This window comes from Cystobacter fuscus (assembly GCF_002305875.1).
GTDB lineage: Bacteria > Myxococcota > Myxococcia > Myxococcales > Myxococcaceae > Cystobacter > Cystobacter fuscus_A.
Map to the genome: position 1 here is coordinate 11,789,060 of NZ_CP022098.1, position 23,948 is coordinate 11,813,007.

Below are 23,948 nucleotides of genomic sequence, written 5' to 3' on the forward strand. Positions count from 1 at the left end.
AGATAGGGTCGAGGAAATGACCTTTGCAGTCCTGTTCCAACAACCTGATACGTCGTATTCCGCCGTGCCTACACTGTAGGGTGGGTTCAGGTATGGATAAGAAATTGGCGAAGACGATTGGGGAGGCCGCGCGTTCGGCCCGTCTGCGTGCGCAACTCACCCAGGCGGATGTAGCGGAGATGGTGGACCTGGTGACGGAGGTGTACGGACGCATCGAGCGCGGCGGCATGGTGCCGAGCGTGCCGACCTTGTTGAGGCTGTGCCGGGCGCTGCGGATCTCCGCGGACGAGTTGCTGGGGCTATCGGGTCCCGACGGAGCGCTCAAGCTGAGCGAGCCGCCCAACGAGCAGGGCGAGAAGCCCGAGGTGCGGGCGGTGCTGAGGGTGTTGCGCCAGCTGGACTCCGGGCAGATCAAGCTGCTGGGACGGCTCGCGGTGGCACTCAAGAAGGAGTAGAGCGTCCACGAGTGAGAGGTGGGATCGTATGCCCGGTAGGCGTCCGTGCCCCCTTCTACAGTGTAGCCCGGGGCATTGCTTGACCGGGGAGGTTGGCCGGGGAATTCTGCGCCCCGTGCCCGTGGACCTCATTCGAAGAATGGCCGCCCTGATGGTGGTGCTGCTGGTGGCGGTGGGCGTCGAGGCCCACGCCGAGCAGCTCCCCACGGTGGTCATCGACCCCTACCCTCTTGCCCCGCCACCGTCTCAGCCGGGAACGGGCTTGTGCACTGCGTCACGGGTGTCGACGAATCCGGCCGCGGACTTCCCCACGAGTAATGCCGGCTTCAACTTCGGGGTGAACACCTTCCTGGACACCCCGCCGGACGCATCCAATCCGAACGCGCGTGTCAGCTCGGTCCTGCGGACGTTGTTCGATCTGTCGAACAACAACGACACCGGGTTGAAGCTGAGCTACGGCGACTTCGAGAACGCCGCCCCCGGGTGCCGCAGCGGTGGCTGTGACTTCATCGCCAACGACACCTCCACCGCGTTCGCGACCCGGCTTCGCGGCTACTTCCACGTCACCTCGGACATGGTGGGCCTGCCGGTTCACTTCGGTTTCTACGCCGACGACGCGGTCGCCTTCACCATCTACGACAAGAGATCCCGCGCCTATCCGGTCATCAATCGGCCCCCTGTGCTCGGAGCAGCTACCTGGCGCACTACCAACAGCGTGACCTTCCTGAAGGAAGGCCTCTACGCCGTGGAGATCCTCTACACGGAGGTCACGGAACACGCCGCGTTGGAGATGTCGGTGTTCGTGGGAACCTTCTCCGACTTCGAGCGAAAGGCGAATGAACCCCCCATCGTCAAACTGAAGGACGCGGGCTTTGCCCTGGTCTCGCCCGTCTCGCTCTATCAGACGGAGACCGGACGCCCGTCGTATCCGGACCTGGGTTACTGCCAGCAGTGCAATCGCCAGTTCGCGAACACCTCGGGCAACAACGGCTGTGACCCCAGCTACTACTGCAACGGAGCGGCCCTCTGCGCCCCTTGTGACTCGGCCTTCTACTGTGGCCCGAGCTGCTCTCCGTGTGGCGGCAACACGCCCAATTGCGTCAATCGCAACGGGACCTTCACCTGCGTCCAGTGCACGGAGGACTCGCAGTGCCCCGGGGGCCGCTGTGACCCGATCACCAACCAGTGCGGTGGCTGCAACACCGACGCGCAGTGCCCCGGTGGCCAGCACTGTGACACCGAGCAGCACGAGTGCCGCGAGTGCATCACCGACGAGCACTGCGGCCGCGGCCAGTCCTGCACCAACAACACCTGCCAGTCCTGCTCCACCAACGACAGCTGCGCGGGCACCTCCTGCAACTGCTGCCCGCAGGGCCTCCAGTGCGCCTCTCCCTCCCCGGGTGCGCCCCCCTCCTGCGTCGAGTGCACCAACGACACCCAGTGCTCCGATGGCAAGCGCTGCGACATCGCCAATGGCCGCTGCGTCGCGCAGGTCGCCGAGTGCAACACCTCGGAGCGCTGCGGCTCCCAGTGCGCCAAGTGCCCCACGGATCGCCCCTACTGCCTGGACGGACAGGTCTGCGTCACCTGCCGCACCGACCTCGAGTGCGGTGACGGCAAGTTCTGCCTCAGCGGAGAGTGCGCTTCCTGCACCACCAACAACCGCTGTGGCTCGCGCTGCGAGGCCTGCCCCGCCGAAAGCCCCATCTGCCTCACCGACGGCACCCCCACCGGCAGCTCGTGCGTCGGCTGCACCGAGGACTCCCACTGCGGCCCCGGCGGCACCTGCGACCCCGTGTCGCGCACCTGCTCCACTCCCACGTGCTCGGTGACCTGCGCCGAGGGCGCCCTCTGCAACGGCGACTCCTGCGTCGAGTGCTTCGTCGACGCCCACTGCCCCTGCGGCGGCACCTGCGACACCGCCACCAACCAGTGCACCAGCTCCTGCAAGACCAGCAACGACTGCCTCGGGGTCGAGTACTGCTCGGCCGTCACCCTCGAGTGTGAGCGCGGCCGGCGCAAGCCTGGCACCGAGACCCAGGGCGGCGCTCCCTGCTGCGGCGCCACCGGTGAAACGCCTCCCAGTGGCCTCGCCCTGCTGCTCCTCGCGGCCGCCTTCCTCCTGCGGCGCTCCCGGGGAGTCGCATGAGCCGTCTGGCGCCCCTCCTGCTCGTCCTCCTGCTCACCCGCGCCGCCTCGGCCCAGGACGTTCGCTTCGACGTCCAGGCCTTCCGCCCCTCGGGAGCACCCCAGGACCTGGTCGGCGTCGGCCAATCCCGGCCCCTGTCCCACCTCTCCGTCTCCGGCGGCGCCTACCTCAACTTCATGTTGGATCCGCTGGTGCTCGTCGCCGCGGGCACCAACGCCAGGTCCGTCAGCCTCGTGGGCAACCGCCTCCAACTGGATGTCATGGCCTCCGTGGGCCTGTACAACTGGGTCGAGGTCGGCGTGGACATGCCCCTCGTCCTCTTCCAGGGCTCGGACAACCTGGAGGCCATCGGCACCGAGGGCTTCATCCAGTCCTTCACCCCCGCGGACCTGCGCCTCACCGCCAAGGCCGCCATCCCCGGTCTGCGCCGCTCCGCCGAGGGCAACGGCTTCGGCGGCGCCCTCACCCTCGGGATGAGCCTGCCCACCGGCCTGCAGGACGCGTTCGCCAGTGATGGCTCCGTCACCTGGTCTCCCGGGCTGGTGACGGACTACCGCTTCGAGTCGGGCGTCCTCCTGGCCTTCAACGCCGGGTTCTGGCTACGGCCCACCCGCCAGTTCATCAACACCCTCTGGGGCAACTCCCTCACCTTCGGACTCGGCGCCGAGGTGCCCATCCTGCGCGCCAATGGCATCACCGCCATGGGCATGCTCACCGGCAGCACCCCCCTGGAGAAGCTGCTCAACCAGCCGCAGGCCCTGCCCACCGAGTTCCTCGTCGGCCTGCGCTGGTACACGGGCCTCGGCCTCACCTTCACCGTCGGCGGAGGCGGCGGCTGCGGCTGCTCGCCCACCTCCCCCACCCTGCGCCTCTTCACCTCCATCATCTGGGTGCCCGCGAAGACCCGGGAGTGGGAGGCCATCCAGCGCTTCAAGGAGCCCCCGGAGCCGCCCCTTCCTCCGCCTCCTCCCGTGGATCCCGACGGCGACTCCGTCATCGGCGAGGGCGATCGCTGCCCCAACGCCCCCGGCCCCGTGGAGAACGGCGGCTGCCCCGACACCGACCGCGATGGCGACAGCGTGGTGGACCGGCTCGACCCCTGCCCCGTGCTCGCCGCGGGCCCGCGGGGCCGCAACGGCTGCCCGCTCGCTCGCATCGAGGGCAACAAGATCGTCATCCTCGACCAGGTCCACTTCGCCACCGACCAGGACGTCATCCTCCCCGAGTCCTTCCCCATCCTCGAGGAGGTGGCCCAGGAGCTGCTCGCGCACGAGGAAATCCAGCGCGTGCTCGTCGAGGCCCACACCGACGCCCGCGCCAACGACGCCTACAACTTCGACCTGTCGCGCCGCCGCTCCGTGAGCGTGCAGAACTTCCTGCTCGACAGCGGCATCGCCGTGGAGCGGCTGTGCTCGGCGGGCTTCGGCCGCAGCCGCCCCCTCACCGCCAATGACTCCGAGGCCAACATGGCCCTCAACCGCCGGGTGGAATTCACCATCCTCCCACCCGCGGAGGGAGCCCTCCCGCCCTGTCCGCCGGATCCCGCCGCGGGCTGGCAGGTGCCCCCGACGAAGAAGGGCGGCAAGCGCTCCGCGCCCGCGGGCTCGCGTTGAGGGGAGAGGGCGCAGGCCCCTCGGAGCCCGGGGCCCCCCGTCGGTGACGAGGGGCTCCACGCACGGGCCACTGCGAGGAAGCGGGGAAGGAAAGCTCGAGGGAAGCTGAACTCCCCGGGCACTCCGCCCGGAACGATATGCCCCGGGGCGGGCACCTCACGGGGAGACGACTAGCGGCTGGCCGTCTTGACCTCGAAGACGACCTCGGCCGCGGCCTTGCGCCGGCCGGCGGTGGCCGTCACCACCGTGCGCCCGGGCCCCACCGCCGTCACCTGCCCCGTGGGGGACACCGTCGCCACCGACCAGTCCGAGCTGTACCAGGTGACGGGCACGTCGCTCAGGGCGATGCTCCGGTTGTTGAACGTCCGGGCGCGCAACTGCTGCGTCTGCCCGGGCTTGGCGAAGATGACGTGGGTGGGCTCCACCTCCATGCGCGCGAAGTCCGAGCGCACCACCTGCACCGGCAGGCGGCGGCTGAGCGGCGGCACCGTCACGGTGATGGTGACCTGGCCCGGGGACACGCCGATGAGCCGCCCGTTCTCCACCCGCGCCACCGTCTCGTCACTCGACTCCCATTGGGGCGGCACGTCCACCAGGGGCTTGCCCAGCTCGTTCTTCACCACGGCGGAGATGGCGATGGAGTTGCCCGCCGTGAGGAAGTCCGCCCCCGCCACCCGGATGTCGAGCTGGCTGGGAATGGACACCTGCACCTCCACCGAGGCGCGCACCTTGCCGGCCGCCGCGGCGATGGTCGCCCGTCCGGACTTGCGCGCCACCACCACCCCATCCACCACCGAGGCCACATCCGGCGCCGAGCTCACCCAGCGCAGGTCCGCGTCCTCCACCGGATTGCCCGCCGCATCGAGCGCGATGGCCTCGAGCACGACGGACTCGCCCTGCTTGTGGAGCGGGCGGCTCTCCGGCATGGCGAGGGACAGGGTCGCCGGAGCGGAGCGGCAGCCCCCCAACACGAGGGAAGACAGCAAGAGCAGGGAGCGAGCGGACATCGAGCGATTCACGGGGGCAGGGGGGCGGACGGGCGTCAAGACGACGTGTCGAACGGCGGCGAAAGGGATTGTATTTCGTTACGCCCATCACGCCATTCTTTGCAAGCCCTCCCCCCTCACTCCGCCCTCCCGTCCGAGCCTTCCTTCATGCGCAGAGGAAAGTTCCGCGGTTCACGCCTCCGCGGCCCACGCCAGGCGGTAGGTGGCCCCGGGTGGAGCCAGGCTCACCGGAGGCAGGTAGAGCCCCGTCCGCTCCCGCGTCCACCACGCGCCCGTGCGCCGCCGGGTCTCCCGGTCCGTCATCCGGTAATCGTAGAGCACCGCTCGAATGAAGCGCGGGCGCTGTCCCGGGAAGGGATTGCCCGCGAAGAGCCCCTCCACCTCGGGGGAACCCTCCAGAAGTCTCACTATCAGTGCGAGCAACCAGGCAGGCGGTGAACCCAGCGCCGCGAACCACATCTGCCAATCCAGGCGGGGCTGATGCGGCGCCACCCACCGGGGCGCCTCGTCCAGCGAGCCTACCTTGTAGCGGAAGGGGTACTCGCGCCACGTCCGCCCATCCTCGGAGCCCTCGAGGGAGATCTCCGGCCGCCGCACCGTCATCACCGCGAAGAGCCCATACCCATTCACCGCGCGCAGGGGACGCGCCCGCTGCTCCAGCCACGCGAGCCAGTCCGGCACCCGGCGCGGGCGGTCGAAGCGGCCCAGCAGTTCCAGCGCGCCCAGGGCGAGCGGCGGCGCCACGGACAGCGCGGCCACTGCCGTCCGCCAGAGGGCCCGCGGCCGGGCGGGCGGGGGCACGGGCAGCACCCGCCCCAGGGCCGCGTCGTCCAGCAGCCACAGGCCCAGGGCCAGCGACTGCGCGTTGAAGAAGCCGTAGTTGCCCGTCACCAGGATGACGCCCTGCAACCCCGACAGGAACCAGAAGGCCAGCAACCGCAGCGGCCTCGGGGCGAAGACGAGGAAGGGAAACACCGTCTCCAGCGCCAGCACGGACAGGGTGGAATAGCGCTGGACCCGGCGGGGAAGCTGGTGCGCGGCCCACCCGGCCCGCGTGGGCAGCGGAGCCGTCTCGTAATAGACGTCGCACGCGGTGAGCTCCCGCCACGTCCGGTCGCCCGACTGCAACTTGGACAGCCCCGAGCCCAGGTAGAGGCGGAAGACGAGCATCCGCCACGCGAACACCTCCAGGGCGGAGGGCTCCCGGAGTCCCGCCCCCGGCCGCCACCCCGCCGGAGCGGTCAGCACCGCCAGCAGCCCCATCTCCAGGAGCAGCGCGTCCCACTGGAAGGAGAGGAACTCCCGCCCCACGGACACGTAGGACAGGTAGAGCGCCCACAGCCCCGCCAGCGAGGCCTGGGGCGCCAGGCCCAGCATCACCGCCAGGGACAGGGCCTGCCCGGCGCGAATGCCCCGCACCAGGGCCGCGTCGGACGCATCCCGCCAGAACACCGTGGGCAGCTTCAGGTAGCGCTCGCGGCCCAACGCGACCAGCCGGGGCGAGCCGAGCAGATCCTTCACGGGCAGGATGCCCCGCGAGCCATGCAGCCCCAACACCTGCCGGCCCAGGGAGGTGAAGGCAATGAAGTAGATGCCCCCCAGGGCCACCAGGAACGCCTGCCTCACGCGCCGGTGCTGGGGCGGCGCCACGGACCGCTCCACCCACCGCGCCAGCACCCCTCCCCCACGTGCCCGCGGGGGCCGCGGCCCCTCCCAGAAGGGCAGGGAGCCGAGCATCCGGAAGAACACCTGGGCACCTCGGGGACTGACAGCACGCATGGGGGCCTCCTCCGTCCTCCACCAAACCTGGGAGCGACACTCCTCCGTGCCACCCTCACGAGTCCCCCGCTCCCGAAGGGCCCAGGCGACCGAGCCGGGCTCCACTCCGCGCGCGGGTGCCTAGCTTTGCTCCATGAGCCAGCCCAAGAAACGAGCCAGACGGACCGAGCAGGTGGTTCCCGGAATCCACCGCTGGAGTGTCGAGGATGATCGGATCGGCGGCGTGCACAGCGAGGCCTACGCCGTGGTGTCCGACGACGGCGCCGTCACCCTCATCGATCCCCTCCCCATCACCTCGGACGCCCTGAACGCCCTGGGCCGGGTGGAAGCCATCGTGCTCACCGCGGGCAACCACCAGCGCGCGGCGTGGTCCCTGCGCAAGACGTTTGGCGCTCCCGTCTGGGCCCCGCTGGACGCCCATGGCCTGGAGGACTCGCCCGATGCCACCTACACCAACGGGGACAACCTTCCCGGGGGCCTCGTGGCCTACCACACGCCCGGCCCCGCCGAGGTCATGTTCACCCTCTGGAAGGAGCGGCCCCGGAGCGTCGTCTTCCTCTCCGACCTGCTCACCCATGACGAGCAGGGCACGCCCCGCTTCGTCGACAGCCAGTACCAGGACGACCCCGCCCGCACGCGCGCGAGCGTGCGGCGCATCCTCGAGCACCTGCCGGTGGAAGTCGTCTGCTTCGCCCACGGCCGCCCCATCCTCCACGACGGAGCGGCCGCGCTGCGCCAGGCCCTGAGCGAGGACTCCGAGTTCCCCGCCCCCATGGGGCCGTGAGACGGAAGAAGGCCCGCGAGCAGCCCCGCGGGCCTCGTCTTCCACTCAGGGCGCCGACGTCAGGGCCGGCGGCAGACCATCCAACACACACAGGTTGGTGGTCTCCTCGCAGAAGATGGGGAACGCGGGATCCAACGTCGAGCCCTGCCGCACCGCCCGGCAGAGGTTCTCATCGCGAACGGGGGGCGTGCCGGCTTCGCACTTGATGGCGGGGAACACGCCCACCGCCTCGTACGTGGCGGTGCAGTCCCCTTCCGAGTAGGTCAGCTCCGCCACCCACTGCGTGCCAGGGATGGCCGCCCGGCCCTGAACGCGCACGTTGCTCCACCGGTAGACGCGCTCCACCCCGTCCACCACCTGCCGCGCCTCGCTCATCGCCGGCACGGTGCAGACGTTGTCGTCGGACGGGTACTCGGAGGTGAACGGCCCCGAGGCCGACACCGCCACCGGCGCGCTGGGGGTGCCCGTCACCAGCGAGGCGGCGTTGAAGTAGACGGTGGGCGGGGTGCCGGAGTTGGGGATGCGGAAGGCCTGCGCCCCCACGATCTCCGCCTTCTTCTGGGCGCAGATGCCCGAGCCCGTCTTCAAGACATAGCGCACGGCGTGGTCGCCACGGCCCACGGTGCACTGGGGAGCGGGCTGTCCGACGTCACAGGCGCCCAACAGGGCCATGCATCCAACGGAGAACGTCCAGGTGGCGAGGAGTCGTTGTGTCTTCATGGTGTGTGGCTCCGGACTCAGAACGCCACGCGCGCGCCGATGCGGACGCTGCGCGGTGCCTGGTAGGAAATGGGCTTGCCGTAGTTGGGATTGAGGGTCGCCGGCTGGCCCGCGCGGTTCTTCAGCTCCGCCAGGGGCGTGCCATCCGTGATCGCCTCGACGTTGTCGAAGGTGTAGTTCTGATCCCGGCCGGTGACGGCCTGGAAGTTGAACAGGTTGAAGGCGTCCAGGGTGATGGTGCCGGTGAGACCCCGGCCGAGCTTGTAGTTGAAGCCCACGTGCGCATCCACGTTGTGCACCCAGGGCAGCCGGCCACCACTGCCGCGCGGCAGGATGTACGTGAAGCCCGCGCCGTAGATGTACTGCGAGCCCGTCACGTTGAGCGGCGTGCCCGACTGGGCGCGGTACGACAGGCCCACGTCCAGGCTCGTCACGCTCGACAGGAGGAACTCGCGCGAGCCGAACAGCTTGAGGTTGTGGGTGCGGTCCGACGCGAGCGGGCCCACCTTGTTCTGCGTCATGGAGACCAGGTCGAACTCCGAGGTGACGTTGGGCGCGAGCTGGCCGTTGTCCGGGCGGTAGAGGCCCGGGTAGTTGCCACGCAGAGAGGACCAGGTGTAGCTGGCCTGCGCGAGCCACAGGTCCGCGAACGCCTTGGTGAGGTAGACGGACACCGCGTCGTAGTCGCGAATGGCCTTGGGGAACGCGGCGCCGATGCCCCGGCCCGGGTTGCCGATGAAGTAGTTGGTCGCCTCGTTGATGGACATGTCCTCGATGACGTCGTTCATCGTGCGCCGCACGTAGCTGACTCCCAGCGTGGCGCGCGGGAGCACCTCGTACTCACCGCCCAGGGTGATTTCGTCCGAGGACTGGGGCCGCAGCTCGGGGTCCACCGGGCTGTTGATGGCGAAGGTCTGCCCGTTGTAGCGCGTCACCGCGGTGGACGGAGCACCCGACACCGTCGACAGGTTGCGCGAGTCACGGCACTCCGTGTACGGCGCGGCCTGGGTGAGCGGATCGCACCCGGGGCCTCCCGCCGCCGTGGCGGCACGGCTGCGCGTGGCGGTCAGGCGGGTGACGTTGGAGAACTGGGAGTTGATCATCGCCAGCACGCCGTTCTGGTAGTAGCGCGCGTAGGTGGCGAACAGCTTGGAGCGGCCCGTGCGGGTGAAGTCATAGATGAGACCCACGCGCGGGGAAACCTGGTTGGGCAGCGCGAAGGCCACGTTGCCCCCGTTGCCATAGATGGTCTGGGTGTCGTAGCGCAGGCCCGCGTTGAGGGTGACCCGGTCCAGGATGCTCCAGCTGTCCTGCAGGAAGAGGCCCAGGGCATCGGCGCGCGTGAAGGTGGGCACGCTCGCCTGGACGACCGGCTGATCCGGTCCCTTGAGGTAGCCGAAGGAGCGGAAGTCCGAGAAGCTCCTGCCGTCGGTCGACTCGTTGTAGAGCACGCCGCCCGAATAGGCGCGCTCGTCCTGGTTCGTCATCACCTCGACGTCGGCGCCCGCCTTGATGACGTGGTGGCCGAGCGCGGTGAGCAGCAGGGTGCCCACGGCGTTGGCCTGATAGCGCTCCACCGTGCGGTCCAGCAGGAAGCCGGGGCCGCCCAGGAAGTAGCGCGACACGGGGCAGCGCACGGCGTTGGTCGTGCCCGCGGGATCACACACGGAGGGGTCCGGCAGCGTCTCGAAGTCGTTGATGGAGTAGTAGCTCGGCGCGGCACTCGTGCCGGTGCGGCGCATGTCGAACTGGGGGATGCCCGACAGGCCCGTGGTCTGCCCAATGCCACTGCCATCCACCGGCAGCGAGGTGTCGCGCTGATGGTGCCAGCCCACGTTGGCATCCAGGAGCACGCGCTTGTCCAGGAAGGACGAGGACAGCTTGAGCGCGATGTCGCGCGTGTCCTGCGTGTAGATGTGCGCGAGCGTGTCGTAGCTGCCGTTGATGATGTTGCCGGAGGTGGTCTCCGTCTCCACGAGCCCGCTGTCGAGGTTGTAGCCGAAGCGGCCGTTGCCTCCCGAGCCGCTCGGCGTTCCCGTCACCGACAGGGTGAGGCCGTGGTCGGGATGCACCTGCCAGGTGAGCTTGCCGATGTACTGCACCGAGCGCTGGTCGGCGAAGTAGCGCTGGAAGGTGCCGGGAATGGGCTCCGTCTGGGAGAAGCCCTCGGCGTTCTTCACCGGCTTGCCATCCTCGCCGAGCACGAAGACGTTGAGGTTGCGATTGAGCGCGCGGCGGGTGAAGGAAGGCGCCACGCCCGCGAAGAACCACAACTTGTCCTTGACGATGGGGCCACCCAGGGTGGCGCCAAAGTCTCCCAGGTTCCACAGCCGCTGCGTCGTGGTGATGACGCTGCCCTCGGCCGCCACGCGCGTGGGCGTGCCCTCGAAAACCCCCGGGGTGAGGTTGCCGAACACCGAGCCATGGAACTCATTGGAGCCGGACTTGGTGACGGCCGTCATCACGCCACCCGTGGAGCGGCCGAACTCCGGCATGAAGCCACCGGTGATGACGTTCACCTCCTGGATGAACTCGACCGACAGGGGCGAGCCCAGCGTGCCGAGCGCGGGGTTGTTCGTGGACAGGCCATCCACCTGGAAGCCGTTCTCCGGCGAGCTGGTGCCATTGAGCGACACGCCATAGGAGTCCGTGCTGGAGCCGGGGGCGAACTCGGCGAGGCTCTCGAAGGAGCGCGACGCGGAGCCCTTGCTCCCGGGGCGCACCGTGGCCAGCCGGTTGATGAGCTCCGAGTCCACGTTCACGCCCGTGCGCGCCGAGCCCACGTCCACCGAGGGCGGCGTGCCCGACACCTCCACCGTCGTGGAGAAGGTATCCGGCAGCAGCTCCGCGTTGAGGCGGATGGTGCGGTTGAGGCGCAGGGTGATGTCCGTGCGCGAGTAGGGCTGGAAGCCCTCGCTGTCGAAGCGCAGGGTGTAGACACCCGGAGGCAGTTGCGGAATGAGGTAGAGCCCCGTCTTGTCGGTGACGACGGTCTGCTCTCCCTGGAGGCTGGGAGAGGTCGCGGTGACCACCACGTCCGCAACGGGTTGCTTGTTGCTGGCATCCACCACCGTGCCGGTCAGCACGGATGTGTTTTGCTGTGCCTCGGCGCGCGGCATCCACAGGCACGCGCCCAGCAGCAGCGTCGCCACGAGGACACGCGCCTGTTTGGACTCGAGATGAAGGTTCAAAGAACTGGCCTCTCCGTGCGGCGCCAGCGCGCCCCATGCCCACTGGTGCCGCGGTGCGTCGTCACCTAACGGGAAATCCAGACAAAAACAAGAGAGGGCCGGCAGATCCCACCCCATTGCCCGGCTTCCCGGCCACGTGACATGAAGCGAGGCAATGTCCTTCCTGCATCAGGCCTTGATCTTCCTGACCGCCGCGGTCGTGTCCGTCCCTCTCTTCAAGCGGCTCGGATTGGGCTCGGTGCTGGGCTACCTGGCGGCGGGACTCGTCATCGGCCCCTGGGGCATCAAGCTCGTCTCCGACGTGGAGAGCATTCTCCATTTCTCGGAGCTGGGCGTGGTGCTGTTGCTCTTTCTCATCGGATTGGAATTGCGGCCCGCGCGCCTGTGGGAGTTGCGCCGCTCGGTGTTTGGCCTGGGCGGAGCGCAGGTGGTGGGCACGGGCGCGCTGCTCGCGGCGGTGGGCTGGGGGCTCGGGCTGCCCGTGCCCACCGCGCTCATCGCCGGGCTCGGGCTGAGCCTGTCCTCCACCGCCTTCGCCCTGCAATTGCTGGCGGAGAAGAACGAGCTGACCACGGACCACGGTCAGGCCGCCTTCGGCATCCTGCTGTTCCAGGACCTGGCCGTCATCCCCCTGCTGGCGCTCTTGCCCTTCCTCGGCGAGTCTCCTCAACCCCAGCCCCAGGGCGCCTCCGGGTGGCTGCAGGCCGTGAAGGTGGTGGGCGTGCTGGCCGCGGTCATCATCGGGGGCCGCTACGTGCTGCGGCCCGTGCTGCGCCGCGTGGCCGCCACCCACACCCAGGAGCTCTTCACCGCCACGGCGCTGCTCGTGGTGGTGGGCACCGCGCTCCTGGTGAAACAGGTGGGACTGTCCATGGCGCTCGGCGCCTTCCTCGCGGGTGTGCTGCTCGCCGACTCGGAGTTCCGCCACGAGCTGGAAGCGGACATCGAGCCCTTCAAGGGCCTGCTGCTCGGGCTCTTCTTCATCGCCGTGGGCATGTCGGTGAACCTGGGGCTGCTGGTGCGCTCGCCCCTGCTCGTGGTGGGGCTGGTGCTCGGACTGGTGCTGCTCAAGGCCCTGGTGCTCTTCGTGCTGGGCCGGCGCGTCTTCCACGCCACCGCGCCCGCGCTGAGCCTGGCCATCTGCATCTCCCAGGGCGGCGAGTTCGCCTTCGTGCTGTTCAGCCTCGCGGTGGGCTTCCAGGTGATGGAGCGCGAGCTGGCGGAGCTGCTCGTGGTGGTGGTGAGTCTGTCCATGGCCGTCACCCCCGTGCTGCTCATGCTCTACGACAAGGGCCTGCGCCCCCGTCTGCGCCGCGCGAACACGCGTGCCTTCGACGTGTCACCCGAGGAGGACCAGCCCGTCATCATCGCGGGGCTCGGACGCGTGGGGCAGGTGGTGGCGCGCGTGCTGCGTGCCCGGCGCATCGGCTTCACCGCCCTGGACATCGACGCCGAGCACATCGACTTCCTCAAGAAGTTCGGCAACACCTATGTCCACTATGGAGACGCCTCGCGGTTGGATCTGCTCCGGGCCGCGCGCGCACACAAGGCACGCGTCTTCGTGCTGGCCATCGATGACGTGGAGGCCTCGGTGCGCACGGCGGAGACGGTGCGCCAGCACTTCCCCCACCTCACCCTCTTCGCGCGCGCCCGCAACCGCCAGCATGCCTACCGGCTGCTCGGCGCGGGCGTCACCCACATCATGCGCGAGACCTTCGCGGGCAGTCTCGAGCTGACGGAGGACGTGCTCCAGGCGCTCGGGCTGTCCTTCTCCCAGAGCAAGGACACCGTGGAGCGCTTCCGCGCGCACGACGAGGAGCTGTTGCGCTCGACGTACGAGCACCAGGGCGACGACAAGAAGGTCGCCGCCATGGCGGCCCAGGCGCGCAAGGAGCTGGAGCAGCTCTTCGCCAAGGACGAGCAGGAAAAGCCCGTCTGAAGCGGGCTCAGTCCTTGGGTGGGGTGTTCATCGCCGCCTGGAAGGCCTCGCGGTCGAGCGCCCCCTCCCAGCGCGACACCACCACCGTCGCCACGGCGTTGCCGATGAAGTTCGTCAGGGAGCGGCACTCGGACATGAAGCGGTCCACGCCGAGGATGAGCGTCATGCCCGCCACGGGGACGTCGGGCACCACGGACAGCGTCGCCGCGAGCGTGATGAAGCCCGCGCCGGTGACGCCCGCCGCGCCCTTGGAGCTGAGCATCGCCACCAGCAGGAGCAGCACCTGCTGCCCCAGGGTCAGGTGCGTGTTGGTCGCCTGGGCGATGAACAGCGCCGCCAGCGTCATGTAGATGTTCGTCCCGTCGAGGTTGAAGGAGTAGCCCGTGGGCACCACCAGACCCACGACGGGCTTGGCGCACCCCGCGCGCTCCATCTTGTCGATGAGGTTGGGCAGGGCGGACTCGGACGAGCTGGTGCCGAGCACCAGGAGCAGCTCCGCCTTGAGGTAGCGGATGAGCTTCAGGATGGAGAAGCCATTGAGGAACGCCACCAGCCCCAGCACCCCGAGCACGAAGACGAGCGAGGTGATGTAGAAGGTGAGCACCAGCTTCGCCAGGTTGTAGATGGAGGCAATCCCATACTTGCCGATGGTGAAGGCGAACGCGCCGAAGGCCCCCACGGGCGCCGCCTTCATGAGGATGCTCACCAGCCGGAAGAACACGCTGCTCAGCGATTGGAGCAACTCCAGCACCAGCCGACCCCGCTCCCCCACCATCGCCAGGGACACACCGAACAGGATGGCGACGAACAACACCTGGAGGATCTCCCCCTCGGCGAAGGCGCTCACCACCGTCTTGGGGATGATGTTGAGCAGGAAGGCGGTGACACTCTGCTCATGGGCCTTGGCGGTGTAGGTGGATACCTGGCCCACGTTGAGCGAGGCCGGATCGATGTTCATCCCCGCGCCCGGCTGCACCACGTGGGCGATGACCATGCCCACCACCAGCGCGAGCGTGGAGAAGACGAGGAAGTACGCGAACGCCTTGAGGGCGATGCGGCCCACCTTGCTCAAGTCCTTCGTGCCCGCGATGCCCGTGGTCACCGTGAGGAAGATGATGGGGGAGATGACCATCTTCACGAGGTTGATGAAGCCATCCCCCAGCGGCTTCAGGGACGCGCCGAGCGCCGGGTAGAAGTGGCCGAGCAGCGCCCCAACGGTGATGGCCACCAGGACCTGGACATACAAGTGCTGGTGGAGCTTCCGGGGAGCGGCGTCCTTCTTGATGTCCTGAACATCCATGGTGCGTGAACCCCCTTGGGGGGACCGAGACGAAGGCGCGCAGCCTAGGGTCCGTGTTCCGCGCCCGCCACCAGACAGACGGGTTTCGGAGTTGCTTGGAGCACGGAGTGCATGACGCGCAACGTCAGCACGCCCCCCGCCTCAATCCGGGCTGGGCAGGGACGCGCGCCTTGGCGAGGCTGGGCGCGTGGACACCTCCCTGCCCGACCCCGAGCACCTCGAGCGCCTGCTCTCCGCCGCGAGCACCCTGCCCGCCCTCGCTCCCCATGCCGCCCGCCTGGAGCGGCTGCGCCAGGACTACGCGCGCGGCCTCGAGCGGCGCGACGCCCCCCTCACCGTGGCCCTGGTGGGCGCCACCGGCGCGGGCAAGTCCACCCTGCTCAACGCCCTGGCCGGACAGGCCCTCGCCCGCGAGGGAGAGGACCGGCCCACGAGCACCGCCGCCACCGTGTTCGCCCCCGAGTCGCGCGCCCTGGAGGAGCTCGCCGGGGTGGGCGCGCGGGTGGTGCGCTACACCCCGGGCCCGCGCGGGTTGTGGAGCGGCCAGGTGTTCATCGACACGCCGGACCTCAACAGCGTGGCCACCGTGCACCGCGAGGTGGCGCGCGCCGCCCTGGAGCGCGCGGACGTGGCGCTGGTGGTGATGCACCGGGGCAGCGTGGCCGAGGCCACCCAGGCCGAGTTCCTCGCGGAGTTCGCCCGGCGCCGCGCGCTCGTGTTCCTCGTCAACTTCGCGGACGAGCTGTCGGCCGAGTCGCGCGAGGCCCTCAAGTCCCAGGCGCGCCGGCTCGCCGTGGAGCGCTACGGCATGGAGGCCGAGGCCGTGCCCGTCTTCGCCATCAGCGGCCGTGCCGCGCAGCGGGGGGAGGATCCATCCGGCGAGTTCGGCGCCCTGCTCTTCCACCTCCAGTCGCTCGCCACGCGGGCGGTGGCCGAGCGGGTGCGGCGCACCAACGCCGAGGGCGCCCTGGCGGAGCTCACCTCACGGGTGGAGGGCGCGCTGAAGGAAACGGAGGACACGCTCGCGAAGGCACGCGCGGCGTTGCAGGAGGGGCTCGGCCGGGCCGCCACGGGGTTGAAGGAGGACTTCGGCGCGCGGCTGCTGCTCGCGCAAGGGCACCTCGCCACGGAGGTGCGCGGGCAGGCGGCGGGACGATTCTGGGGCCCGGCGGCCTGGGGCATGCGGCTGTCGTCCGTGGGCGTGGGGGGCCTCGGCGCGGCGACGCTGGTGGCGCGGCGCAACCTGCCCGTGGGCCTGGCGGTGGCGGCCACCTCCACCGTGCTGGACGCGGTCCGGGAGCGCACGCGCGCGCGCGCGGCGGAGACGGCGGTGGTGGAGCCCTTCGAGGACGACTTCGCCGTGGAGGCCGCCGCCCGCGCCGCGCTGACCCAGGCCCGTGCCCTCGCGCACGCGGGCGGCCTGCCTCCCGAGTCCCTGGGCCTGCCCGACGTGGAGACGCTGCTCGCGGAGCTGAAGTCCGCGCGCGCGAGCGCCTGGCGCTACACCGTCACCACCGCGGTGGCCGAGGCGGTGGCCGGCTGGTGGCGCACCGCGCGCTGGTTGGTGTTGCCGCTCATCAACCTGCCCCTGCTCGCGCTGCTCGGCCATGTGGGCTACCGCGTGGTGCGCGCTTATGTCGAGGGCCCCCTGCTGGGCGTGGACTACTTCCTCAACGCGGGGGCCCTGCTCGCGCTGCTGGCGGGAGCCGGCGCGCTCTTGTCCTCGGCGAGCCTGGCGGGCACCACCCGCGCCGTGCGCCGCGCGGGCCTGGAGCGCTTCAGCGTGCTGCTGGAGGCGCTGGGCGTCCGGCTCGGCGAGGCCGTCCAGGACAGCCTGCGCCCCGGACGCGAGGCCGCCCGGGCCCTGCTCCAGAGACGCTGACTGCTCGACACCCACCCTGCACCCCGGTCCCCGTGGGCAGGGCGCTCGCCCGTGAGCACCCTGGTGGCCGATGACACCGGCCCCCTCGACGATCCCCTCGTCCGTCCAACCCGGGCTGCGCCTCCAGCACTACGAGCTCATCCGCGAGCTGAGCGGCCGCGGCATGGGCCAGAGCTTCCTCGCGCGCGATACACGGCTGGGGCGCCGCGTGACCCTCAAGCTGCTGCCCACCCGGGACGACGACCTCACCCAACGCGTCCTCACCCAGGCCCGCGCCACCGCGCGCTGCGCCCACGAGAACATCGCCACCGTCCACGAGGCCGGCCAGTACGAGGACGGCCCCTTCCTGGTGTTGGAGCACCTCCAGGGCCAGTCCCTGCGGGAGCACACCCAGGAGCAACGGCTGCCCTCGGTGCGCGCCGTCGAGCTGATGGTGCCGGTGATCAGGGCCCTGGCATGCGCGCACGAGCAGGGCCTCGTCCACCACGCGCTCACACCGGAGAACATCGTCGTCACGGACTCGGGCGGCATCAAGGTGCTCGACTTCGGCATCGCCCGGGTGTTCCAGACGGGCGGACCCTGGGGGGACTCTTCCCAGGAGGCGCTTCCCGGGGGGCTGCTCGATGACGACGGGAAGGATCTCACGTGCCGGGGCACGCTGCCCGGCACCCTCGAGTACCTGTCTCCGGAGCAGTGGGGCCAGGGCGGCCCGGTGGATCACCTCACGGACATCTGGGCCGTGGGCATCATCCTCTTCGAGCTGCTCGCCGGCCAGCACCCCCTGGGCCCGCTCCGGGGTCCGGAGCTGGCGGTGACGGCCCGGCTCGACCTGCGCCTGCCACCGCTGCGCACGCTCGCCCCGGGCCTGCCACGCGAGCTGGCCTCCGCCGTGGATGGCTGTCTGCTCAAGTCCAGGGACCAGCGCTGTCCCGACGCGTCCACCCTGCTGCGCGCCCTGGAGCCCTTCCTCCCCAAGCGCTTCAACTCCGAGCCGCGTCCGGACACGGCCCCCTACGTGGGCCTCGCCCCCTTCCAGGAGACCGACGCGGACCGTTTCTTCGGCCGCACACGGGAGATCGCCACGCTCGTCCACCGGCTCCACTACCAGCCGCTGGTGACCGTGGCGGGCCCCGCCGGCGCGGGAAAGACGTCCCTGGTGCGCGCGGGCCTCATTCCCACCCTCGAGCGCTCGGGCACTCCGTGGGAGACGTTCACCCTCCGCCCGGGCACGGCGCCCCTCGCCGCCCTCGCCCAGGTGGTGGAGCCCCTGGTGGGCTCGTCCCAGTCCATCGAGCAGGACATCCAGGAGCAATTCCAGCGCGTGGAGCGCCTGCGCGCCGAGCCCGGCTACGTGGGCCGCGTGCTGCGCGACAGTGCCCGGCGCCATCCCCGGAAGCTCCTGCTCTTCGTCGATCAATTCGAGGAGCTGTACACGCGGGTACCGGATGCACGTGAGCGCGCGGCCTTCACCGCGTGCCTGGCGGACCTCGCGGACGATGCCACCTCGCCCATCCGCGTGGTGCTCTGCGTGCGCTCGAGCTTCCTGGACCGGGTGCCCGAGGACGAGCGCTTCATGGCGGAGCTCGCCCAGGGCATCTTCTTCCTCGGCACGCCGACGCGGGACGGCCTGAGTGACGCGCTGGTGCGGCCGGCCGAGCTGGCGGGCTACCGCTTCGAGTCGCCCTCGCTGGTGGACGACATGCTGGCGCACCTGGAGACGGCCCCGGGCGCGCTCCCGCTGTTGCAGTTCGCCGCCACCTGGCTGTGGGAGTCCCGGGACACGCGCAACAAGCTGCTGACGCGGGATGCCCACGCGGCGATGGGCGGCATCCCCCACGCGCTCGCGAGCCATGCGGACCGGGTGCTCGCGGGCCTGTCCACCCGGGAGCGGGCGCTGACGCGGACCCTGAGCACGCGCCTGGTGACGCCCGAGCGCACGCGGGCCCTGGTGATGATGCAGGAGCTGTGCGAGCTGACGGACGACGCGGCGGAGCTGCGGCGGCTCATCGAGCACCTGGTGCGCGCGCGGCTGCTCGTGGTGCACAGCGCGGGGGACGAGCCGGACACGGCGGTGGAGCTGGTGCACGAGTCGCTCATCCACGACTGGCCCACGCTCCGGCACTGGTTGAACGAGGGCCAGGAGGACGCGGCGTTCCTGAAGCACCTGGGCCAGGCGGCCCGGCAGTGGCAGGAGGGAGGCCGCGCGCGGCGCCTGTTGTGGCGCGGCGAGTGGGTGGAGGAGGCCCGGCGCTTCCAGCGGCGCTCGCACGGGGCACTGCCAGCGCTCCAGCGCGACTTCCTGGAGGCCGTCTTCACCCAAGAGCAGCGCCGCCTGCGCCTCGAACGGGCGCTGCTCGTGGGGGGCGTGACGTTGCTGGGGCTGGTGATCCTGGCGCTCGCGTTGGTGCTCCTGCGGGAGGCGAGAACGGAGACCGAGTTCCAGGCCGCGGCGACACGGGCGGCCGAGGCGATGGCGCGCGGCGCGGAGACGCTGGCGCGGGACGCGCAAGCCCAGGCCCACGCGGCGGAGAAACGGGCGCTGAGCGATCTCGCCGAGCGCCAGGCCCGGGAGCTGGAGCGGAGCAAGGAGCAGTCCGCCCAGGAGGAAACCCACCGGAGGATGGCGCTCGCCCACGAGGCGCTGCGCCAGGAGCATGAGGAGTGGGTGGCCGCGGTGCGGCGCGAGCGGGCGGCGCTCGAGACCCTCGAGCGGGTGCGCGGTCCTCGCGGCTCGGCGCGTGTGCGCGAGGCACGGCGGGAGGCCGTGCGCGCGGGGAGGAAGCTCGATGCGCTGCTCCAACGGGAGCAGGATTTGCTGGCGCCCCTCGTGCAACGGGGGAAGGGGCGCTGAGGAGGGGGACGCGGACTAGCGCGAGCCGCCCGAGCCGTCGTCGGACGCCTGGGCCTGGGGAGGAATGCGCGAGGAGTCGAAGGCCGACTTGGACACGCGGTCCATGATGGCCTTGGCCCCCGTGGGGATACCGCCCGCGGCCTGCTCGCCGTCACGCGCGGGGGTCTCGGGCGCCAGCGGCTGCTGGGCGCGCGTCGCGTCGTTGGCGGCCATCACCGACAGATCCGACGGCTTGCCACACCCGGGAGCGGCGATGAGGGTGTCGCGCACCGGATCTCCGTAGCCGGCGATGCGCGCGGGCACGGAGGGGTTGTTCCACCCGGGGCTCACGGTGTTGGCCACCTTGAAGTGCAGGTGGGGGCCGCAGGACCAGCCGGTGTTGCCCGAGTAGCCGATGAGCTGCCCCTTGCGCACCGTATCGCCGGGCTTCACCACCACGGCGCTGAAGTGCAGGTACTGGGTCTCCAGGCCACCGGAGTGATCGATAACGACGTAGTTGGCGTACGGCGCCATCTTGGGATCACACGCGCCCTGGGTGCTGTCTCCGCGCGCCATGCGCACCTTGCCATCCTGGGCCGCCACGATGGGCGTGCCGATGGGCATGCGGAAGTCCCAGGCGTAGGTGTCGTTCTGCAGGTGGCTCCCCGTGTCGTGCCCCTGACTCACCGGGAACACGCGACCACAAGCGAAGGGGACACCCACCTCCGGAACCACCGTGTTGCGGGTGGGGGTAACTGCCGGGGCGGAAGCGAGCAGGAAGAGTGTGGAGATGAGCATGGGGGAGCCGCGCGAGAACGGCCTGCTCCCTTTTTACTATTCCGCAACCCCCCTCGTCTCCCTCCCCCCCCGAGCCAGGCAAGGGGGTAGGCAGCCAGGCTTCGTGGCATATGAAGGAGCGGACGGAGGCAGGCCCATGACACGCCAGAACAGTTATGTGGAGTACACGCTGGAGTTGCTCGAACCGCTCGGGCCCGTGCAGGCCCGGGCCATGTTCGGCGGCTGGGGCCTGTACCTGGGTGGGAGGATGTTCGGGCTCATCATCCAGGAACGGCTGTACCTCAAGACGGATGAACTCACGCGCGCCCGCTTCGAGGAGGCCGGGGGCGAGCCCTTCGTCTACGACGCGGGCAAGGGACGCAAGCCCGTGACCATGTCCTACTGGACGCCGCCGCCGGACGCGGCGGACGACGCCCTGGCGCTCCTGCCCTGGGCCCGCCGGGCCGTGGAGGCCTCCCAGCGGGCCCCACCCGTCAAGCGGCGCGCGTCGCGCCCTTCTTCTCCGCCTCGACGTAGAGCTTCTCCACCTCCTCGCCGTACTTCTTGAGCACGCTGCGCCGCTTGAGCTTGAGCGAGGGCGTGAGCATGTCGTTGGCGGTGGTGAAGTCCTCGGCGACGAGCAGGAAGTGCTGGGGCTTCTCGTAGTTCTTGATGCCGGGGGTGAACTCGATGATCTGCTCGCGGTAGAGCTGCTGCACCTCGGGCAGCTTGAGCAGCGCGGGCATCGAGGTGTCCAGGCCCTTGTCCTTGGCCCACTGGGTGAGCGCGGCCATGTCCGGGACGATGATGGCGGTGTTGAAGGGCTTGTTCTGCCCGTGGAGCATGACGTTGGTGATGAGGGGCGAGAGCTGCAGCGCCTGCTCGATGGGCGCGGGCGACACGTACTTGCCGTTCTCCAGCTTGTACTGCTCCTTGATGCGGCCGGTGATCCACAGGAAGCCGTCGTCGTCCAGCAAGCCCATGTCGCCGGTGCGGAAGCCGCGCTCGGTGGAGGGCACCAGGGGCTCCTTGCCGGTGAAGACCTTCTCGTTCTCCTCGGGCAGGTTGTAGTAGCCGAGCATCACGTTGTGGCCGAAGACGACGATCTCCCCCTGCTTGGGGTCACCCGTCTCGGTGCGATCGATCTCCACGCGGATGCCGGGCAGGGCCGTGCCCACCGAGCCGATCTTCCGGCGGTTGGGGAAGTTGGCGGTGGCGATGGGGGACGTCTCGGTGAGGCCGTAGCCCTCGTAGACGGTGATGCCGAGGTTGTCGATGAACTCCGCCACCTCGCGCGAGATGGCCGCGCCGCCGCTGAAGGCGTACTTCATCCGGCCGCCGAAGCGCGCGCGCACCTTGGAGAAGACGACCTTGTCGAAGAAGGCGTGCTGCAGGTTCAACAGCGCGCTGGAGCGCTGCTGCTCGGCGAGATGCTTGCGCTGGCGCGCGACCTCCAGGCCGCGCATGAAGAGCGCGCGCTTGAGGGGCGACTCGGTGGCCATGCGCTTCTGCAGCGAGTCATAGATGCGGTTGAAGATGCGCGGCACGGAGAAGATGAGCGTGGGCTGCACCTCGCTCAGGTTCTCGATGATCTTCTCGGTCGACTCGGCGAGGCCCATGCAGGCACCCATGGAGAACAGGGCGTGCAGTTCCACCGTCTGGCCGAAGACGTGCGCCCAGGGCAGGAAGCACAGCGAGCGATCCGCCTGCGACATGGGGAAGATCTGGTGGATGGCGGTCACGTTGTTCGCGATGTTGCCGTGGCTGAGCATCACGCCCTTGGGGTTGCCCGTGGTGCCCGAGGTGTAGATGAGGCCGGAGAGATCCTCGGGCCTGGGGGAGGCCGCGGCGGAGGGCGCCTCGGCGCCGCGGCGCAACAGGGACGCGAAGGTGTCGGGCTCCTGCTCGGTGCCCGAGAAGCGGATGATGTGCTGGAGCGCGGGCAGCTCCGCCTTGACGGCCGCGAGCTTCTTGGCGATGGCGTCCGTGGCGGCGAACACCAGGGTGGCGCCACAGTCCTTGAGGATGTACTGCCACTCCTTCTCCTGCTGCTGCTCGTACATGGGCACGTAGGCGGCCCCGAGCGTGTAGGCCGCGTAGGCGCCCACCGCCCACTCGTGACGGTTGTTGGAGATGACCGCCACGCGATCCCCCGGCTTCACGCCGAGCTGCACGAGCCCACCGCGCAGGTCGTCCACCTTCTGACCGAACTGGATGTACGTCATCTCCACCCACTGGCCGCTCTTCTTCTCGAGGAAGAGCGGGCGCGGACCGAAGGTGGCGATGCTCTTGAGGTAGATGTCGACCAGCGTCTCGAACCGAGGACTCGTCATGAGGTGTGGGCTCCTGGAATGGGCGGTGTCACGAGACGCCCCCCCTTGAATCTCAGTGGCCACAAACTATCGCAAAACCCGGCCCTACTGGATGGGTCTCGAAAGGTGACGCGGGGCGTCAGAACGAAACTGAAAAGCGGCGCCCCCCCTGGATGAGGAGCGCCGCTCGACGATGTGACGGCCGCTCAGGCGCGGGCTTCTTGCTGCATGAGGTGCAGGCCCATGCGCTTGTTGCCCTGCCTGGTGGACGGCGTCTCGGACGAGGGCACCAGCGTCGCCACGGCGTTCTTCGCCAGCGCCGAGGCGAGCGCGGAGCCGAAGATGAACACGAGCTTGCGGCCCAGCTCGAGCGCGAGGGGCTGCTGCCTGGCGGAGGAGGCCACCTGATCCGGATGCGCCCAGGCACGCCGCAGGGCCCGGCCGCGCCGTTCCCACACGATGCGCGCCTGACGGCGCTCGTTCCACCAGGAGAAGCCCGCGCCCACGACGACCACCGCCAACGCGACGCCACCCACCGCGAGGAGCGTCTCGCGGTTGCTCTCGAGCACCTGGCGCACCTGGTACTTGATGTCGAGAGCCCGCTCGCGGCGCCGATCCAGCTCCTCGAGGGTGAGCAGCAGCTCGTCGCGCAGCCGGTCCGCGGTGCGCTCCACCTGCTCGCGCTCGCTCAGGTTCGCGGTGATGGACCCTTGGGCCTTGTTCTCGTCACTCATTGCAGTGTCTCCCGGGTGCGCACGACATCCGTCTTCAACCGCTCCTGGGTGTGAGGCAGGGGCTGGGTCGGCAGGCGCTTCTTGCCGGCGAGTGCGAGCCCTCCGGCCACGAGCAGCAGGAAGACGCCCACCAGCAACACGCCCAACCATTGAGCCAGGGGAAGCGCGAGCCCCACGGCCACCAGCAACGCCGCCAGCCCCACGAGACCCAGGACCGCGCCCGCGCCCAGGAGGATGCCCGCCGAGCGGGCCGCCTTCACTTCCTCCTGGAGCTCCTTCTTCGCGTGCAGGATCTCGGCCCGTGCGAGCAGCCGTGCCTCGTCGATGGCATGGCGGATGAGTTCCGCCGTGGACAACGACTCCAGCTGCCTGCGCTCCAGCTGTTCCGATTCGATTTCCACGCCACTGCCTCCCGAAGCATTCAGGACCGCACCGGTGGTGCCAGGTGTGTCCCGCTCCCTCCCGGGAAGCTGGAA

Annotated in this window: 17 protein-coding genes; 8 read left to right on the forward strand and 9 right to left on the reverse strand. The window is 69.9% G+C overall.

Annotated features, from left to right (window positions below):
* The first annotated feature begins 92 nt into the window (after positions 1-92).
* From CYFUS_RS47785 to traB, 3 genes are all read left to right on the forward strand, one after another.
* Positions 93-455, forward strand: a complete 363-nt coding sequence (locus CYFUS_RS47785) for a helix-turn-helix domain-containing protein (RefSeq protein WP_002621902.1) — start codon at positions 93-95, stop codon at positions 453-455.
* A 139-nt stretch (positions 456-594) separates the two neighbouring features.
* Complete coding sequence (gene traA / locus CYFUS_RS47790) at positions 595-2,604, forward strand: outer membrane exchange protein TraA (RefSeq protein WP_232537231.1); 2,010 nt, start codon at positions 595-597, stop codon at positions 2,602-2,604.
* On the forward strand, positions 2,601-4,217 hold the full coding sequence (traB, locus tag CYFUS_RS47795; protein ID WP_095991307.1) for an outer membrane exchange protein TraB: 1,617 nt from the start codon (positions 2,601-2,603) through the stop codon (positions 4,215-4,217). Before traA ends, traB begins: the two co-directional genes overlap by 4 nt.
* Positions 4,218-4,387: 170 nt before the next feature.
* Here the strand turns inward: traB and CYFUS_RS47800 are convergent, their stop codons facing one another.
* Positions 4,388-5,224: an Ig-like domain-containing protein gene (locus CYFUS_RS47800; RefSeq protein WP_095991308.1), complete on the reverse strand. Its 837-nt coding sequence runs from the start codon at positions 5,222-5,224 to the stop codon at positions 4,388-4,390.
* Positions 5,225-5,395: 171 nt separating this feature from the next.
* Entirely contained in the window at positions 5,396-7,003 is a 1,608-nt protein-coding gene (locus CYFUS_RS47805; RefSeq protein ID WP_095991309.1) for a lipase maturation factor family protein, read from the reverse strand.
* Between the two features lie 133 nt (positions 7,004-7,136).
* On the opposite strand from CYFUS_RS47805, the gene CYFUS_RS47810 reads away from it, so the two are divergent.
* The gene (locus tag CYFUS_RS47810; RefSeq protein ID WP_095991310.1) at positions 7,137-7,787 is read left to right on the forward strand and encodes an MBL fold metallo-hydrolase; all 651 of its coding nucleotides are present in this window, start codon (positions 7,137-7,139) and stop codon (positions 7,785-7,787) included.
* Positions 7,788-7,832: 45 nt separating this feature from the next.
* Here the strand turns inward: CYFUS_RS47810 and CYFUS_RS47815 are convergent, their stop codons facing one another.
* Positions 7,833-8,507, reverse strand: a complete 675-nt coding sequence (locus CYFUS_RS47815) for a hypothetical protein (RefSeq protein WP_095991311.1) — start codon at positions 8,505-8,507, stop codon at positions 7,833-7,835.
* 17 nt (positions 8,508-8,524) lie between these two features.
* A complete protein-coding gene (locus tag CYFUS_RS47820; protein ID WP_095991312.1) occupies positions 8,525-11,698 on the reverse strand; it encodes a TonB-dependent receptor in 3,174 nt (1,057 codons plus the stop codon).
* A gap of 154 nt (positions 11,699-11,852) precedes the next feature.
* Between CYFUS_RS47820 and CYFUS_RS47825 the strand changes: the two genes are divergently transcribed.
* On the forward strand, positions 11,853-13,637 hold the full coding sequence (locus CYFUS_RS47825) for a monovalent cation:proton antiporter-2 (CPA2) family protein (RefSeq protein WP_095991313.1): 1,785 nt from the start codon (positions 11,853-11,855) through the stop codon (positions 13,635-13,637).
* A 7-nt stretch (positions 13,638-13,644) separates the two neighbouring features.
* Here the strand turns inward: CYFUS_RS47825 and CYFUS_RS47830 are convergent, their stop codons facing one another.
* Positions 13,645-14,937, reverse strand: a complete 1,293-nt coding sequence (locus tag CYFUS_RS47830; protein ID WP_095991314.1) for a dicarboxylate/amino acid:cation symporter — start codon at positions 14,935-14,937, stop codon at positions 13,645-13,647.
* A gap of 187 nt (positions 14,938-15,124) precedes the next feature.
* On the opposite strand from CYFUS_RS47830, the gene CYFUS_RS47835 reads away from it, so the two are divergent.
* Both CYFUS_RS47835 and CYFUS_RS47840 read left to right on the forward strand, forming a co-directional pair.
* Positions 15,125-16,819: a GTPase gene (locus CYFUS_RS47835; RefSeq protein WP_095991315.1), complete on the forward strand. Its 1,695-nt coding sequence runs from the start codon at positions 15,125-15,127 to the stop codon at positions 16,817-16,819.
* A gap of 70 nt (positions 16,820-16,889) precedes the next feature.
* On the forward strand, positions 16,890-19,670 hold the full coding sequence (locus CYFUS_RS47840) for a protein kinase domain-containing protein (RefSeq protein ID WP_095991316.1): 2,781 nt from the start codon (positions 16,890-16,892) through the stop codon (positions 19,668-19,670).
* Positions 19,671-19,685: 15 nt separating this feature from the next.
* Here the strand turns inward: CYFUS_RS47840 and CYFUS_RS54245 are convergent, their stop codons facing one another.
* Positions 19,686-20,345: a M23 family metallopeptidase gene (locus tag CYFUS_RS54245; protein ID WP_095992657.1), complete on the reverse strand. Its 660-nt coding sequence runs from the start codon at positions 20,343-20,345 to the stop codon at positions 19,686-19,688.
* A 238-nt stretch (positions 20,346-20,583) separates the two neighbouring features.
* On the opposite strand from CYFUS_RS54245, the gene CYFUS_RS47850 reads away from it, so the two are divergent.
* Positions 20,584-20,994 (forward strand): TfoX/Sxy family protein, encoded by a 411-nt coding sequence (locus CYFUS_RS47850; RefSeq protein WP_095991317.1) that lies wholly within the window; start codon positions 20,584-20,586, stop codon positions 20,992-20,994.
* Here CYFUS_RS47850 and CYFUS_RS47855 read toward each other — a convergent pair.
* From CYFUS_RS47855 to CYFUS_RS47865, 3 genes are all read right to left on the reverse strand, one after another.
* Complete coding sequence (locus CYFUS_RS47855; RefSeq protein WP_095991318.1) at positions 20,921-22,759, reverse strand: AMP-dependent synthetase/ligase; 1,839 nt, start codon at positions 22,757-22,759, stop codon at positions 20,921-20,923. The genes CYFUS_RS47850 and CYFUS_RS47855 overlap by 74 nt on opposite strands.
* Positions 22,760-22,944: 185 nt before the next feature.
* Positions 22,945-23,472, reverse strand: a complete 528-nt coding sequence (locus CYFUS_RS47860) for a hypothetical protein (RefSeq protein WP_095991319.1) — start codon at positions 23,470-23,472, stop codon at positions 22,945-22,947.
* A complete protein-coding gene (locus CYFUS_RS47865; RefSeq protein ID WP_095991320.1) occupies positions 23,469-23,873 on the reverse strand; it encodes a phage holin family protein in 405 nt (134 codons plus the stop codon). The genes CYFUS_RS47860 and CYFUS_RS47865 overlap by 4 nt, the downstream gene beginning before the upstream one ends.
* Between the last annotated feature and the right edge of the window lie 75 nt (positions 23,874-23,948).

Bases quoted from the DNA above. Each gene is read 5' to 3' on its own strand.
- CYFUS_RS47785 (WP_002621902.1), top strand. From the start codon at position 93: ATGGATAAGAAATTGGCGAAGACGATTGGGGAGGCCGCGCGTTCGGCC.
- traA (WP_232537231.1), top strand. From the start codon at position 595: ATGGCCGCCCTGATGGTGGTGCTGCTGGTGGCGGTGGGCGTCGAGGCC.
- traB (WP_095991307.1), top strand. From the start codon at position 2,601: ATGAGCCGTCTGGCGCCCCTCCTGCTCGTCCTCCTGCTCACCCGCGCC.
- CYFUS_RS47800 (WP_095991308.1), bottom strand. From the start codon at position 5,224: ATGTCCGCTCGCTCCCTGCTCTTGCTGTCTTCCCTCGTGTTGGGGGGC.
- CYFUS_RS47805 (WP_095991309.1), bottom strand. From the start codon at position 7,003: ATGCGTGCTGTCAGTCCCCGAGGTGCCCAGGTGTTCTTCCGGATGCTC.
- CYFUS_RS47810 (WP_095991310.1), top strand. From the start codon at position 7,137: ATGAGCCAGCCCAAGAAACGAGCCAGACGGACCGAGCAGGTGGTTCCC.
- CYFUS_RS47815 (WP_095991311.1), bottom strand. From the start codon at position 8,507: ATGAAGACACAACGACTCCTCGCCACCTGGACGTTCTCCGTTGGATGC.
- CYFUS_RS47825 (WP_095991313.1), top strand. From the start codon at position 11,853: ATGTCCTTCCTGCATCAGGCCTTGATCTTCCTGACCGCCGCGGTCGTG.
- CYFUS_RS47830 (WP_095991314.1), bottom strand. From the start codon at position 14,937: ATGGATGTTCAGGACATCAAGAAGGACGCCGCTCCCCGGAAGCTCCAC.
- CYFUS_RS47840 (WP_095991316.1), top strand. From the start codon at position 16,890: ATGACACCGGCCCCCTCGACGATCCCCTCGTCCGTCCAACCCGGGCTG.
- CYFUS_RS47850 (WP_095991317.1), top strand. From the start codon at position 20,584: ATGACACGCCAGAACAGTTATGTGGAGTACACGCTGGAGTTGCTCGAA.
- CYFUS_RS47855 (WP_095991318.1), bottom strand. From the start codon at position 22,759: ATGACGAGTCCTCGGTTCGAGACGCTGGTCGACATCTACCTCAAGAGC.
- CYFUS_RS47860 (WP_095991319.1), bottom strand. From the start codon at position 23,472: ATGAGTGACGAGAACAAGGCCCAAGGGTCCATCACCGCGAACCTGAGC.